Genomic DNA, 15320 nt, shown 5'->3' with positions numbered 1-15320 from the left:
CAGGCGCTGAAAGCTCTGGGACAAGAGGTAGATCAAGCTACTAATGAAGTAGTTCAGCAAGAATTAAATAAGTAATAAGAATATTCATAATTATATAATAAGAATAACAATGGATTATAGAAAATCAAATGCAGCTAGCAATACAATTACCAGAGATATGATGACATTGTCGGAAGATACAGGTAATGTGTACGAAACTGTAAGAATTATTTCAAAACGCTCTAATCAGATTGCTGTGGAAATGAAACAAGACTTGGACAAGAAATTGCAGGAGTTTGCTTCATATAACGATAATCTGGAGGAAGTATTTGAAAATAGAGAGCAAATTGAAATCTCTCGCTATTACGAAAAACTTCCTAAACCGACATTAATTGCAGCTCAGGAGTACACAGAAGGAAAGCTTTATTATAGAAATCCAAATAAAGATAAAGATAACTTCTAAATAACAATGATACAGCGTATACAGTCTATATTTCTACTACTTACTGCTTTACTAATGGCAGCAACTATCTTTTGTCCTTTAGTGGAGATTGTAAATGAAGGTGCTGCATTATTGGCAACTTTTCATTCTTTTGGAATAGGAGCTGACTTTCCAACCTGGGGTGTGTTGACTTTTGCTATTCTAAGTGCATTACTCGCATTTATTAATATATTTCTCTATAAGAAAAGAAAATTACAGATAAATATTGGCTATTTAACAGCCTTGTCTATAGTTATATATTATGTGACCAGTATGGTTTATATAAATTCTTTTCTAGGGAAAATAGATAATTCATATACCTTAAATGTGCAAATTGGAATTATATTTCCGGTTATAGCTCTCATTTTTGATTTGTTGGCTATCTCGCGAATCAAAAAAGATGAAAAATTAGTAAAATCATTAGATCGTATTCGATAAATAGATATTAAGATATAATAAAAGAAGCTGAGTGTAGATATACTCAGCTTCTTTTTTTACATTATATTTGTGCCCTATATAGTTCTCTATTATGAAGAAAATACCAGATATAAAAGAATTTCGTTTCAAAGATACATCGTTTGCCAATCTGATGAATAAGCGCATTTATAATGTCCTGTTAATTGCGACTAAGTACGATTCGTTTATTTTGGAAGATGATGGGCGTATCGATGAACAGATATTTAATGAATATACTTCCCTTAATCTGAATTATCCTCCACGATTTACGCAAGTAGTTACAGAAGAAGAAGCTTTGTTCGAACTCTCGGAGAATCATTACGAACTTATTATTCAGATGCCGAATATGGATGAGACAGAAATGTTCTCTACAGCAAAGCATATAAAGGCACAATTTGATGATATTCCATTTGTTGTTCTCACACCCTTCTCTCGAGAAGTAACTAAACGGTTGTCTCAGGAAGACTTATCTGGGGTCGATTATGTATTTAGTTGGCTTGGAAATCCTGATTTATTACTTGCTATCATTAAGCTCATTGAAGATTCAATGAATGCAGAACATGATACGGAGAGTGTTGGTGTACAGGTTATTTTGCTGGTAGAAGACTCTGTTCGTTTTTATTCATCGGCCCTACCTACGTTATTTAAAATAGTAATGGAAGAGTCGAAAGAGTTTTCCAAGGAGGCCCTCAACGAACATCAACAGATGCTTCGTATGCGTGGACGTCCTAAGATTATGTTGGCCCGTACTTATGAAGAAGCTGTAAGTATATATACAAAATATAAAGATTATATGTTGGGCATAGTAACAGATATGAGCTATATGCACAACGGACAAAAAGATAAGCTTGCAGGTTATAAGCTTGCTCAATGGATTAAAACACAAGATAGATTTAAGCCGATTGTATTTACTTCTTCTGAGATATATAATAAAGAATATGCCGACGAACTAGGATGTAGCTTTATTGATAAAAACTCTAAAAGTTTTCCTCGTGATCTAAGAAAGCAGGTTGTGAATAATTTTGGTTTCGGCGATTTTATTATAATCAATCCTGAGACCAGAGAGGAAATATTCCGCATCCGTAATTTGAAGGATATGCAGAAGAATATATTCAACATCCCTACCGATTCGCTGGTCTATCATATGTCACACAACCATTTTTCACGGTTTTTCTATTCCAGGGCATTGTTTCCTCTGGCTGAGTGGCTAAAGAAGATTGATATTTCAGACTTTGATAATGTAGAAGATGCACGGCAGATTATCTATGATATGATAATCAAATACAGACGAATAAAAAATTCGGGTATTGTTGCGGTTTTCGATAAGGATCGTTTCGATGAATTCTCAAATTTTGTGCGAATGGGAGACGGTTCTATAGGCGGGAAAGGCCGTAGTATTGCATTTATGGACAATATTGTAAAAGAACATACTGAGCTAAATGAGGATAGTAATATAAACGTTAAAATACCTCGAACAGTGGTTATGTCTACCGACCTTTTCGATGAGTTTATGGAAATAAATGATTTGTATCCAATCGCTCTTTCGGATAAATCGGACGATGAAATTCTACGTTATTTTCTTAAAGCAGGGTTGCCAGATCGCCTAATCGAAGATTTTATGGCGTTTCTCGATGTGGTGAAAGCTCCTGTAGCCGTTCGATCCTCAAGCTTGTTAGAGGATTCGCACTATCAGCCATTTGCCGGGGTTTATGCTACCTATATGATCCCATTGTTATCTGATAAATATGAAATGCTAAGCCTATTGGGAAAAGCTATAAAAGCCGTTTATGCATCAGTGTTTTATAAAGATAGTAAAACGTATATGGTGGCCACTCAGAATCTTATAGATCAGGAAAAAATGGCTGTGGTTTTACAGGAAGCAGTAGGTAGTCGTTATGGAGATCATTTTTATCCAACTATATCCGGAGTCGCTCGCTCTTTAAATTTCTATCCCGTTGGCAATGAAAAAGCAGAGGAGGGCATTGCTAATATAGTGTTGGGGCTAGGTAAGTATATTGTAGAAGGAGGTACCAGTCTGCGTTTTTCACCGGCCCATCCTCATAATATAATACAATTAAGTTCTGTCGATTTGGCACTACGAGATACACAACGATTCTTCTATGCCTTGGATATGAAAAATGTGCATAGCGATTTTTCTACGAATGATGGCTTTAATTTATTGAAACTAAATTTGAAGGATGCAGAAAAAGATGGTTCCATCAGATATGTGTCATCAACATATGACCCTGTCGATCAGGTAATTTATGATGGGTACTATGAGGAAGGTCGAAAGATATTGTCTTTTGTAAATATTTTGCAGCACAATGTTTTTCCTCTGGCCGAAATACTGAAAAGAGTATTAAAAATAGGACAGGAGGAAATGGGGCGTGCTGTAGAGATAGAATTTGCTGTCGATCTGAAAGATAAAGGAGAGGGGGAGTTTTCTTTATTACAGATACGTCCAATTGTTCAGAACAAAGAACTGCAAAGTGAAGACTTATCACAAATTAAAAGGGAACAAGAAATTCTACATTCTAATAGTGCTCTAGGACATGGTGTGATAAGTGATGTTTACGATATTGTTTATGTAAAGACGAAGAGTTTCAATGCCGCGAATAATCCGTTGATAGCAATGGAGATTGATAAGATTAACAGGGAATTTTTAGATCTAGATAAAAATTATATACTAGTTGGTCCGGGCAGATGGGGTAGTAGTGATCATTGGTTGGGTATACCTGTAAGGTGGCCTCAAATAAGCAATGCTCGTCTTCTGGTTGAATTGACTCTCGATAATTATAAAGTGGAACCCAGCCAGGGAACACACTTTTTCCAGAATCTGACATCCTTTGGTGTAGGATATTTTTCCATCAATCCATTTTTATCTGATGACGGATTTTTCGATGAAGAATATTTAAATAACCTTCCTGCTATTCATGAAACAGACTTTATACGCCATGTGCATTTCTCTAAACCAGTATACATAAAGATAAATGGAAAGAAAAAAGTAGGAGTCGTTTTAAAGCCTGAAAATGATCATCTAACAGAATTGTAAGTATGCAGAAGATTTTTTTTATATTTGTTTTAATAAGTGCTACTTTGATGAGTAAAGCCCAGGATATAGGGTACGCTACATTTTATGGAGCGAAATTTAATAATAGAAAAACGGCCAGTGGAGAGATTTATCGTAAAGATAGTTTGGTTTGTGCGCATAAAACCTTTCCTTTTGGAACAATTCTGAAAATTAAGAATCTGGAAAATGACAAAGAGGTGATCGTACGAGTTATAGATAGGGGACCTTTTCGTAAAAAATTCGTTATAGATTTGTCTTATGCCGCCGCAAAACAACTGGAAATGGTACGTAAAGGCGTGGTGAAAGTTGCGATATCTGAACAAAAAACGGAAATTTTACCATTTTTACCTGCAGATACCGTATTTTCTTTAAAATAAAATTCTTTATAGCCAGTTTTTGATTATTCTATTATTATACAGATATATATAAATAAATATAAATAATGATTTGCCTCCATTTTTTATTGTAAAATCTGATAATATTTGCTTTATATAAATAAAAAAAAAGCAAAAACTTGCTGGTTGAAGAAATTGTTATATCTTTGCAATCGCTAACCAAAATTGGGTTCCTTGGCCGAGTGGTTAGGCACCGGTCTGCAAAACCGTTGACGGCGGTTCGAATCCGCCAGGAACCTCCAAAGCAAACTTTTTAGCTTTTAGATAATAATCTCTTTTGAAGATTATCATCTTCAATAAACAAGATCCAAATAATTATTCATTATTACTTAAGTTAAACTACCAAAAAGGTTACTCCTTAGTTATTTTGAAACACATAAAAATATAATTTAATTATAATATACATGCGTATATACAACATTCTTGAGCTGAACGAAAAGCTCACAATAGAACTAAGAACTATCGCGAAAGAACTTGGAATTAGGCGGCCCGATGCTTATAAAAAAGATGAACTTATCTATAAAATACTTGATGAGCAAGCTATCCTAGAGGCTCGAAATAAAAATTCGGAAAGCTACCAGAGCGAAGAAAGAATAGAACAACAGCAGAAAAAATCATATGCTGCTGCCAAGGGAAAACCCAAAAACCAACCTCCTGCTAAAAAGCAAGAAACAGCACCTCAAAAAGCTGTAGCTGTACCTCCCGCTCCTGAGTCAAAGAAGCCATTAGAGCAAAAAACAGAGAAAAAAGAGGAAGTAGCGGTAGTGAAACCAAAAGAAAAAGTAGAAGGTAGGAACAATAATAAACCGGAAACTCCAATAGCAGCAGAAAAGAAAGTAGAACCAACTACTCCTCCTGCATCTGTAGCAGAAAAGGTACAGCAAAAGGAGATTGTGGTAAAAAAGAACGTCGGTGAAGTTAAGGAAAATAAGCCTGAAGCAGAAGCAAAACCGCAGCCGCAACCGGTTAATAAGCCGACTCAATTAGTTTTCAGATCAAATAAAGTGAGAGAAGTGGAGCCCCAGGAGCCAATTCCGGGATTACCATTACTATCACCATTAGAGATAGATTCGGAAGTTACTCCTGTTGAAATAACAGTGCCTGAAACTCCGGTAAAAGCTCAAAAACAGCAGCAATCTCAGAATCAGAATCAACAAAATAACAATCAAAAGCAAAACAACCAATCTCAAGAAAAATTGTTTGATTTTGAGGGAATACTAAATGCTACAGGTGTACTTGAAATCATGCAAGAAGGATATGGTTTCTTACGTTCTTCCGATTATAACTACATGTCGTCTCCTGACGATGTATATATATCACAATCACAAATCCGTTTGTTTGGACTAAAAACTGGTGATATAGTAGAAGGACCTATACGTCCTCCTAAAGAATCCGAAAAATTCTTTCCACTGGTAAAGGTTGATAGAATCAATGGACGTACTCCGGACGAAGTTCGTGATCGTGTTCCTTTCGACCATTTGAAACCGCTTTTCCCTAACGAGAAATTTAAATTGACAAAAGGACGAAATGATAATTTATCATGTCGTGTAGTAGATCTATTCTCTCCAATAGGAAAAGGGCAACGTGGATTGATCGTAGCACAACCAAAAACAGGTAAGACTACATTACTAAAAGACATAGCGAATGCTATTGCCGATAATCATCCGGAAGTGTATATGATTGTACTTCTTATCGACGAACGTCCTGAAGAAGTAACGGATATGGAACGAAGTGTGAATGCGGAGGTTATTGCTTCTACATTTGACGAGCCGGCCGATCGACATGTAAAAATAGCAGAAATTGTGTTGAATAAGGCAAAGCGTATGGTAGAATGCGGGCATGATGTCGTTATTTTACTAGATTCCATAACCCGTTTGGCTCGTGCTTATAATACAGTCCAACCAGCATCCGGTAAGGTACTTACGGGAGGGGTAGATGCGAATGCCCTGCATAAACCAAAACGTTTCTTTGGTGCTGCCCGTAATATTGAAAACGGTGGATCGCTTACTATTATAGCTACGGCTCTGACTGAAACCGGTTCTAAAATGGATGATGTTATCTTCGAAGAATTTAAAGGAACAGGTAATATGGAGCTTCAGCTTGACCGTAAGTTATCCAACAAGCGTATATTCCCTGCTGTGGATATTATTGCATCCAGTACCCGTCGCGACGATTTGTTGCTTGATAACGACACACTAAGCCGTATGTGGGTGCTACGTAACTTCTTGTCGGATATGAACTCGGTGGAAGCAATGCAGTTCTTAGAAAATAGACTTCGAAAAACGGTAAATAATGAAGAATTTTTAATATCGATGAATGACTAAATAGATAGAATCAATTCTGATAATACTAAAAGCAAGGGAAAAAGGTTTAACTTTACCCTTGCTTTTTTATTTTAAGATATTTATCTATATAGAATATAGATATAAGAATTGAAGGCAGAGTCAGCTTCATTCTATTCAATATGAAACATAAATACTGTTTATTTTGTTATTCATAAAAAATAAGAAGAATCATAGGATTGAGTAAAATCTGTCACTTTTGTCACTTTTTAGTTAAAACATTCTCATGGAACATAATCATAATCACGATCATTCTCATGATGGGCATAGTCATAGCCATAATGCCAATAAGAAGGCATTAACGATTAGCTTTATACTTATAGCTGGATTTATGTTTGTCGAGTTTATAGGAGGCTATCTAACAAATAGTCTTGCTTTATTATCCGATGCAGGACATATGCTTAGCGATGCTGTTGCTTTGGGCTTAAGTCTTAGTGCACTTATATTTGGAGCGAGGGCGGCCACTCCATCAAAAACATATGGTTTTAAACGATTCGAGATACTCGCAGCGCTATTAAACGGAGTTGTACTTATATTGATATCCATCTTTATATTTAAAGAAGCGATTGAGCGTCTTTCTGCACCTCCACAAGTAATTGGTAAGGGTATGATGATGATATCTGTTATTGGGCTTATAGTGAATGTTTTGGTTGCCTGGATACTTCATTCTCAAGGTTCTACCGAAGAAAATTTAAATGTAAGAAGTGCTTTTCTACATGTTATTGGAGATTTGTTGGGTTCGGTTGGTGCTATTATTGCAGCTGTTCTCATTATGCTATTTAACTGGTATATTGCCGACCCTATAGCAAGTATGATAGTATCCATACTTGTGCTTTATAGCGGATGGAATGTTTTAAAAGAATCTGTAAATATACTGATGGAGGCAAAGCCAGCTAATATAGATTCGGACAAAGTGATCGCTTCTCTCCAATCTATAGATGGGGTAGAGGGTGTACATGATTTACACATTTGGATGATTACTTCTGAATTTTCCTCCATGACTGTGCACCTGAAGGTAAACCCAGATTCAGATAGAGACTATATTCTCGAAATGGCCAAACGATTGATAAACAAAGAATTTGGACTAAAGCATGTAACTATACAGACCGAAGGACGCGAAATATGCCCTTATGAAGATACATGTAATTAGTATTATGATTCTGTTTTTTTCTTTACTAGCACTATCATTTCAGAGAATCTTTTGATAATATCAGCAAAAGACATTTTCAGTTTGATATAATCATCCGGGTTGTACACGCTTTTCTTTAAATAATAACTGGCATCTATTGAGATTCTACTTTTATCTTTTACAAGTGAATAATTGATTTTGACCAATTCATCTTCAGAGATATAAGACTCAGGCGAATATTCCACTTCATACCCGTCAGGTATATCGATGGTCGATTTGTAAATGTCACCTCGTATATAGACTAAGTCTATGAGTGTAGATCTACTGGTTTGTTTAAATGGATTATCACTTATCGATAAGTTACAGAATGGAGATACGAATAATTTATCTGATGTATTTTCTAGTGATGTATCAAACGAGAAAGTGAAGGAGAAAGGTCTGTTGAGTTTATCCACTTCACCAATCTTCAGGTCGTTTTTTACCTCTATATTATTTTTATCCTTCAGATATTTAGATAAATTCTCGTCTTTCCCCACGTGGATAGTTCTAAAATTATAAGCACTCAGCCCACTTCCAATAAACTGGGCGTTAACCTCAATCTTATTTTCTTCCGGAAGTAGCTTTAGATGTAGATCTTTTTGTGTTACAGATATATTACGTTGCCTAACAATAGTCCATTCTTCAACCTTAGGCTTAACAACCAAGCCTTCTACGTTCATGCAACGTTCGGGTAGATTACTGTAATACAATAAAGGCTCTGTTGCATCTATAAAGTACGTGTTATCTTCTATTTTGACTAAGGCAATTACATAGTTGAAAAACTGTTGGAAAGGATGTCCTTTGCTTATAGCTCCATTTTTTCGGGTACTTAATACGACGGGATATGCCTCTATTTTTGCTGCATTTAGCAGTCCAATAAGAAACAAATTGATATTACCTACATTACCAGTTTGTTGTTTCATAAACTCAGATAGACTTACATTTGCATACTTACCATATATTCCATTCCAGTTATACTTTGATTTTACATATTGAGTAATTGTCTCCACCTGATCTTTAGCATCTTTATTCGTTAAGTTCAGTGTTGGAAGTATCTTTTTTGCTTCTTTTTCGGAATTTCTAATATATTTTCCAAAGTCATCACTCTTAAGGAAGTCCTCGCTCATGGCAGGCCAGGTTGTCATAATTTCTCTGCCTCCACCTCCAGGATATATCAACTTTGATAATTGGAAATTGAGGCTTATCATATAATCCTGTTCAGAGGTTATAAACTCTTCATCTTTGAATGCGGGTATGTTTTTCATCCCAAAATCAAATTTTACTTCTCTATAGAGTAATTGTCCAAATCGTATATCATCACTTAATATTTCCGATTTTGACTCATCTAATTTAGAAGCCCCTTTCATTATGTATGTGTACTCATAATATGGGATAGCTTTATAAGTAAGTTTACTATATATAACAGGAATTTTTTCTTGAAACATCCACTTTCTCATATTGAAAAAATAAGGAGTTGATATTGTATAGCTAAGCTCAATGATAGATCCTTCCCTTACATTAGAGAGAGCTATTTTTTTTACTCTGACATTGTCATTGACTTTTTCTTCAAAAATAGCTTTATTTTCTAATATAGTTTTAGTTAGTTGTCCGTTTTCCCAATTATATGTAATACCCTCGATGTTATCAATAGTTTCCCAACCACTATCCCCAATATAATAAGGGATCTCAAAATCGGCATATTTTACTCCTGCCTGCTTCAGTATTTTAATCTTCGTCCTCCTTTTCATATGCAGAATGAAGCCCCGACTCTCTTCTCCTTGAAAATAATAATCACCAAAATTGTAAAGAACTACAGCTTCAGCATCCTTGTCTTTATCAAATTCGGTCATTGACATTTCATTCTGAGTAATTTTACCTGCATCATACGTGTATGCCGCCTGTGAATATCCACATATGGATATTAAAAAAAATAAGATGATAGTAAAGGGTGTTTTCATAATAGTTCTAGGAAATAGCTTTTTATTTCGTTGTTCTTAATTGACATTATAAATTTGTAAAAGTCAGGATATTGTGTTGTTGTATATCTTCCCGAGTAAATCAGAATTGTTTTGTTTACGATAAGTTTATTATCTTTTATCTCAAACTTTAGTGAATATTTTCCAAAATCAGAATCTATAGCAATGTCTTTAGGCTTTTGAAAGACATTGTTATCGGGTAGCGTATATTCAATACGATCTTTGTAATATTCCGGATAATCGAGTTGTACTTCAGATGTCCTTTTTTCGGGAGATTCATAAGAAGGCATATTTATAGTAAATGGAGATATTATAAGATTTTCCCCATACATCTTATATAGATTATGAATTTTACAATTTACACTCAGACTAATCTTAGCACTATCTCGGTTCTCTTTTTCAAATGTGAAATCGAGAAGGTCGTATGATCCGGATAGTATATTATTTCGGATATACTTATCTACTACATTCTTATTTACTTCTGTTGCTAAATAACTTGTTTGCTCATATTTTTCACCTCTTTCTGTAGCGACAAGTTTCATCATTGAAGTATTTAAGTCTACATATAAATTACGAGTACACAATACGTCCTGAGGGGTAAGGCATGGAGTATTGACAATGTGACTATTATTCTCATCTACAAGTAGGGCCTTTCTTCCTTGGGTAAAAGTACCTATATATCCGAATGGTGTGTTTTTAGATGTGCACTCCAAATATGTAGTATCATTTTCAAAGGGTATCGTGAGTATAACATGGTTGAAGATTTGAGAAGGAAAATCGATATCGGTATCGATGATATTATCTCCTGCGTTTATTAATGTGTAATAAGACTTAATACCTACATGTTTTAAAATGGCCTGCATATAATTTGTAAGGGCTTTACAATCTCCATATCTATTTGAGCAAACATAGTTGGCAGGATAAGTTTGTAATCCGCCTAAATTGATGCTTACATTTATGTATCGGGTATAGTCTTGCAAATACTGATAGAGAATTTTGGCTTTTTCTTGATCTGTATTAGCGTTTGAAGTTAGACTATTGATCTTTTGTTGTTCAGATAAGGGTAGCTCGTCTTTATTTTTATTTAAACGAAAAATCCAATTACCGAACGATTCCCAGCTTTCTTTACTACCTTCTACTCCAAATTTGAAAAATAAAGGTGTTGTATATATAAAAGGGGCAGTTGATGTATTAAGCGAAGCGTTTATTTCTTCTAAAGAGGGGGTATAACGATAATTCCATTGATATCTGACTATATCGGATAATGTATCTATCTGTGGTTCATTTACATTTTTTTGCTTGAACTTGATTGGCTGATTAAGAGGAGCTTCAACTATTAATTTGCCATTCCTTACGGCTTGTTTTGCTTTTATATAATTAAGCACAGAGATATTAATAAATTTAGAATAAATAATTTTGAAAGAATAGACTATCCTATATGGATAAATATTATGCTTCAACTCAAATGATTTTACGAAATCATCTTCGTATAGGGATATATCTGAAATAGAACTTCTATCCTTAATTTCTTTTCCTTTTAGTTTTCTTATTATATTCCCCTGTAAATCTTCAATCCAAGCCTCTCCAATAGACACTTTATCTCCCTTAGAATAAGGGATAAGTATTTCAGTGTCGTGATCCCCCATACGTTCATTGATTTGCAATGTAACAGAGTCTGTTCTAACTAGCTTGTCTCCTTTTATTTGGTTTAATGAAACATATTCAATAATCTCGCTTCTTGAATTTTGACAAAAGCTTGAAATTGATATTGTAAAAAACAGGATAATAAAAATATACTTCATTAACTCATGGATTAAAGTTTATTTAACAAATATATAAATTAAAGTGAAAAACAACATAGATAATCCTATTTTTTTAATTAAGCTTTATTACCGAAAAATTATATTGAAAACGGCCTCTAATAATAATAGTTTTTATAACTTTGTTCCCCTAAAAAGTTGGATAATTAACATATCATGTCTTCGGAAAAAAGAATTAAAACAGCGTTAGTATCCGTTTATCATAAAGATGGACTGGATGAAATCTTAAAAAAACTAGATAGTTTAGGTGTTCGTTTCGTTTCTACAGGAGGAACGAAGAGTTTTATTGAATCGTTAGGTCTACCATGTGAAGCGGTAGAAGATGTAACCGGTTATCCATCTATATTAGGAGGTCGGGTTAAAACGTTGCATCCTAAAATATTCGGTGGAATCTTGTGTCGTAGAGAATTAACCGAAGATATGAAGCAAATAAAAGCTTATGATATTCATGAAATAGATCTTGTTATTGTTGATTTGTATCCATTTGAGGAAACAGTTGCTTCAGGTGCATCGGAACAAGATATTATTGAGAAAATAGATATAGGTGGTATTTCATTGATACGCGCTGCTGCGAAAAATTTTAAAGATGTTGTAATTGTAGCTTCTAAACAACAATATCAACCATTAATGAATTTGCTGGAAGATAAAGGAGGCAAATCCGATATAAACGATCGTAAATTCTTTGCTAAAGAAGCGTTCTCTGTTTCTTCTTCATATGATACAGCTATATTTAATTATATGGATAATAATGAAGGCACAGCATTTCGATATACTGAAGACAATGCCATGCATCTTCGCTATGGGGAAAACCCTCACCAAAAAGGTACATTCTATGGCGACTTTAGCTCTATGTTTGATCAATTGCATGGTCGTGAAATATCATATAACAATTTATTAGACATAGAAGCGGCTGTGAGCTTGATTAGTGATTTTGAAGAAACTACCGTAGCGATACTTAAACATAATAATGCCTGTGGTATAGCGTCTCGTCCGACAGTGGTTGAAGCGTGGAAAGATGCTTTGGCCGGAGATCCGGTATCTGCCTTCGGGGGAATTATTGTAAGCAATAAAAAAATAGATAAAGTTGCTGCAGAAGAGATAAATACAATCTTTTTTGAAATTGTAATAGCACCGGAATACGATAAAGAAGCTCTTGAAATATTGGAACAAAAGAAAAATCGTATTATCTTAGTGCAGAAACAATCATTGACTGGAATCAAGCAATTCCGTTCTTTACTGAATGGTGTTTTGGTTCAGGATAAAGATTTAAGTACGCAAACTGCAACTGATTTAAAACTAGTAACCAACAGACCTTTAGAGGGAAGTGAACTTGAAGATTTATTGTTTGCTAATAAACTAGTGAAACATACAAAGTCAAATGCTATTATACTGGTAAAGAATAAGCAGTTATGTGCAGGAGGAACAGGCCAGACATCTCGTGTAGATGCTCTTAAACAGGCTATAGAAAAGGCAAATTCATTTGGATTCAACCTAGATGGATCAGTAATGGCCTCCGATGCCTTTTTTCCGTTCCCCGACTGTGTGGAAATAGCCGGAAATGTAGGTGTTACAGCTGTTGTTCAGCCTGGTGGATCGGTTAAGGATAATTTATCAATCGAATATTGTAATGAACATAATATTTCGATGGTAATGACTGGTATTCGCCATTTTAAACATTAATCTTATTTTATAAAAAAACTCTAATATGGGATTATTCTCTTTTACGCAAGAAATAGCGATGGACCTTGGTACAGCCAATACCATCATTATATATAACAATAAAATTGTTGTAGATCAACCTTCTGTGGTAGCTTTAGAGCGAAAATCTGGAAAGGTAATAGCAGTAGGTGAGAAAGCTCGTCAGATGCATGGTAAGACGCATGAAGATATACGCACTATCAGGCCTCTAAAAGACGGTGTTATTGCAGATTTTACAGCTGCGGAGCAAATGATTCGCGGTCTGATAAAAATGTTTAATAATAAAAGTCGTCTTTTCTCACCATCTTTACGTATTGTTATTTGTATACCATCTGGTAGTACCGAAGTTGAAACTCGTGCAATCCGCGACTCTGCAGAACATGCCGGAGGACGTGATGTATATATGATATATGAGCCTATGGCTGCTGCTTTAGGTATTGGTATTGATGTAGAAGCTCCCGAAGGAAACATGATCGTTGATATAGGTGGTGGTACAACAGAAATAGCCGTAATATCATTAGGAGGTATTGTTTCGAATAAATCTATTAAAATAGCGGGAGATGATCTTACTGAGGATATTCAGGAATATATGGGGCGTCAGCATAATATCAAAGTAGGGGAGCGTACTGCTGAAAATATAAAGATCGCAGTTGGGGCAGCACTGACCGAGTTACCAGATGAAGATGTTCCTGAAGATTTTATTGTACATGGACCAAATAGAATGACTTCTTTACCTATGGATATCCCTGTATCTTATCAGGAAATGGCGCATTGCTTGGATAAATCATTATCAAAAATGGATTCGGCGATATTAAGTGCTTTGGAGCAAACTCCACCTGAGCTATACGCTGATATTGTGCGTAATGGTATCTATATTACGGGTGGTGGAGCCTTGTTAAGAGGTTTGAGTAAACGTTTTTCTGATAGAATCGGTATCCGTTTTATTGTTGCTGAAGATCCGCTACATGCAGTAGCAAAAGGCACAGGTATAGCATTGAAGAACATTGAGAAATTTAATTTCTTGATGAGATAATATTATATTAATGTATTTTTAAATAAATTACCGAACGGGGATAGAAATAAATGGATCATGCGTAACCTGATAAATTTTTTATTGAAAAATAGTTCATGGTTTGTTTTCATTTTCCTGGAAATAATCTGTTTCTATTTAGTCTTCAGTGGTAATTCTTATCAAAAAAGTGTATTCTTAAACTCTTCTACTGAAATAACTGGAAGAGTTTATGCCATTTCAGGAAGTATATCTTCTTACTTTGGGCTTAGGCAAGAGAATCAGGATCTCTTATTACGAAATGCAGAAATGCAGGTTGAAATAAATAATCTGAAAGATTACTTATTTAAATTAGGTTCTGATTCGTTGAAAACGGAAGCCTTTATTAAAGATTCTTTAGGAAATAGGACAGAACCTCATTATATAATAGCGAGGGTTGAGAAGAATAGTATTTCTATGGTTGATAATTATTTGATTATCAATAAAGGAGAGAAGGATGGCGTAAAGTCAGATATGGGAGTAGTTTCTCAACAAGGTATTGTCGGAGTAGTAAGAGATGCGAGCGCTAATTTTGCTATTATACAGACGGTACTCAATCCTCATAGTCGGTTCAGTTGTAAGTCGTTAAATTCAAATGCGGCAGGGATCCTTATTTGGGAAGGAGGAGATCCTAGGTATGCAAAATTGACCGAATACCCTAAATATGAGAAGGTTGAAAAAGGTGATACTATTGTAACTAGTGGTTTTTCCGATTTCTTCCCCGAAGGGATTATGGTTGGTATAGTTGAAGATTTTCAAAGTGAGACAGATGATAATTTCAATAGTTTGAAAATAAAATTATCTACAGACTTTGGAGCATTAAAGAATGTACATTTAATAAATAGTACAAACGAAGAAATAAAGGAATTGGAGGATAAGGTTAAGAA

11 protein-coding genes and 1 tRNA gene are annotated in these 15320 nt (G+C 34.8%); 10 read left to right on the top strand and 2 right to left on the bottom strand.

The window, feature by feature from the left end; all coding sequences use genetic code 11:
• Positions 1-109: 109 nt before the first annotated feature.
• From JGH11_RS14870 to JGH11_RS14840, 7 genes are all read left to right on the top strand, one after another.
• The gene (locus tag JGH11_RS14870; protein ID WP_201113129.1) at positions 110-442 is read left to right on the top strand and encodes a DNA-directed RNA polymerase subunit omega; all 333 of its coding nucleotides are present in this window, start codon (positions 110-112) and stop codon (positions 440-442) included.
• A 6-nt stretch (positions 443-448) separates the two neighbouring features.
• Positions 449-898, top strand: coding sequence for a DUF4293 domain-containing protein (locus JGH11_RS14865; RefSeq protein ID WP_201113128.1), 450 nt, complete (start codon positions 449-451; stop codon positions 896-898).
• A 91-nt stretch (positions 899-989) separates the two neighbouring features.
• Positions 990-3968: a PEP/pyruvate-binding domain-containing protein gene (locus JGH11_RS14860; RefSeq protein WP_201113127.1), complete on the top strand. Its 2979-nt coding sequence runs from the start codon at positions 990-992 to the stop codon at positions 3966-3968.
• Between the two features lie 47 nt (positions 3969-4015).
• Positions 4016-4363, top strand: coding sequence for a septal ring lytic transglycosylase RlpA family protein (locus tag JGH11_RS14855; RefSeq protein WP_236264011.1), 348 nt, complete (start codon positions 4016-4018; stop codon positions 4361-4363).
• A gap of 186 nt (positions 4364-4549) precedes the next feature.
• Positions 4550-4623 (top strand) — tRNA-Cys (locus tag JGH11_RS14850).
• A 162-nt stretch (positions 4624-4785) separates the two neighbouring features.
• Complete coding sequence (gene rho / locus JGH11_RS14845; protein WP_201113125.1) at positions 4786-6705, top strand: transcription termination factor Rho; 1920 nt, start codon at positions 4786-4788, stop codon at positions 6703-6705.
• A 244-nt stretch (positions 6706-6949) separates the two neighbouring features.
• Positions 6950-7873, top strand: coding sequence for a cation diffusion facilitator family transporter (locus JGH11_RS14840; RefSeq protein WP_201113124.1), 924 nt, complete (start codon positions 6950-6952; stop codon positions 7871-7873).
• A 2-nt stretch (positions 7874-7875) separates the two neighbouring features.
• On the opposite strand, the gene JGH11_RS14835 is transcribed toward JGH11_RS14840, so the two are convergent.
• Positions 7876-9849, bottom strand: coding sequence for a DUF3857 domain-containing protein (locus JGH11_RS14835; protein WP_201113122.1), 1974 nt, complete (start codon positions 9847-9849; stop codon positions 7876-7878).
• Entirely contained in the window at positions 9846-11669 is a 1824-nt protein-coding gene (locus JGH11_RS14830) for a DUF3857 domain-containing protein (protein ID WP_201113120.1), read from the bottom strand. Before JGH11_RS14830 ends, JGH11_RS14835 begins: the two co-directional genes overlap by 4 nt.
• A 174-nt stretch (positions 11670-11843) precedes the next feature.
• On the opposite strand from JGH11_RS14830, the gene purH reads away from it, so the two are divergent.
• The 3 genes from purH to mreC all read left to right on the top strand — a co-directional run.
• Entirely contained in the window at positions 11844-13367 is a 1524-nt protein-coding gene (gene purH / locus JGH11_RS14825; RefSeq protein WP_201113118.1) for a bifunctional phosphoribosylaminoimidazolecarboxamide formyltransferase/IMP cyclohydrolase, read from the top strand.
• A gap of 25 nt (positions 13368-13392) precedes the next feature.
• Positions 13393-14418 carry a rod shape-determining protein gene (locus JGH11_RS14820; protein WP_201113116.1) on the top strand — a complete coding sequence of 342 codons (1026 nt, stop codon included), beginning with the start codon at positions 13393-13395 and terminating at the stop codon, positions 14416-14418.
• A gap of 57 nt (positions 14419-14475) precedes the next feature.
• A partial coding sequence (gene mreC / locus JGH11_RS14815; RefSeq protein ID WP_201113114.1) for a rod shape-determining protein MreC occupies positions 14476-15320 on the top strand: 845 nt, incomplete at its 3' end.

Origin of the sequence: Dysgonomonas sp. Marseille-P4677, from assembly GCF_016652235.1 — a bacterium.
Classification (GTDB): Bacteria; Bacteroidota; Bacteroidia; order Bacteroidales; family Dysgonomonadaceae; genus Dysgonomonas.
The sequence above is the reverse complement of the archived record's forward strand: the minus strand, read 5'-3'. Positions and strand labels throughout refer to the sequence as shown.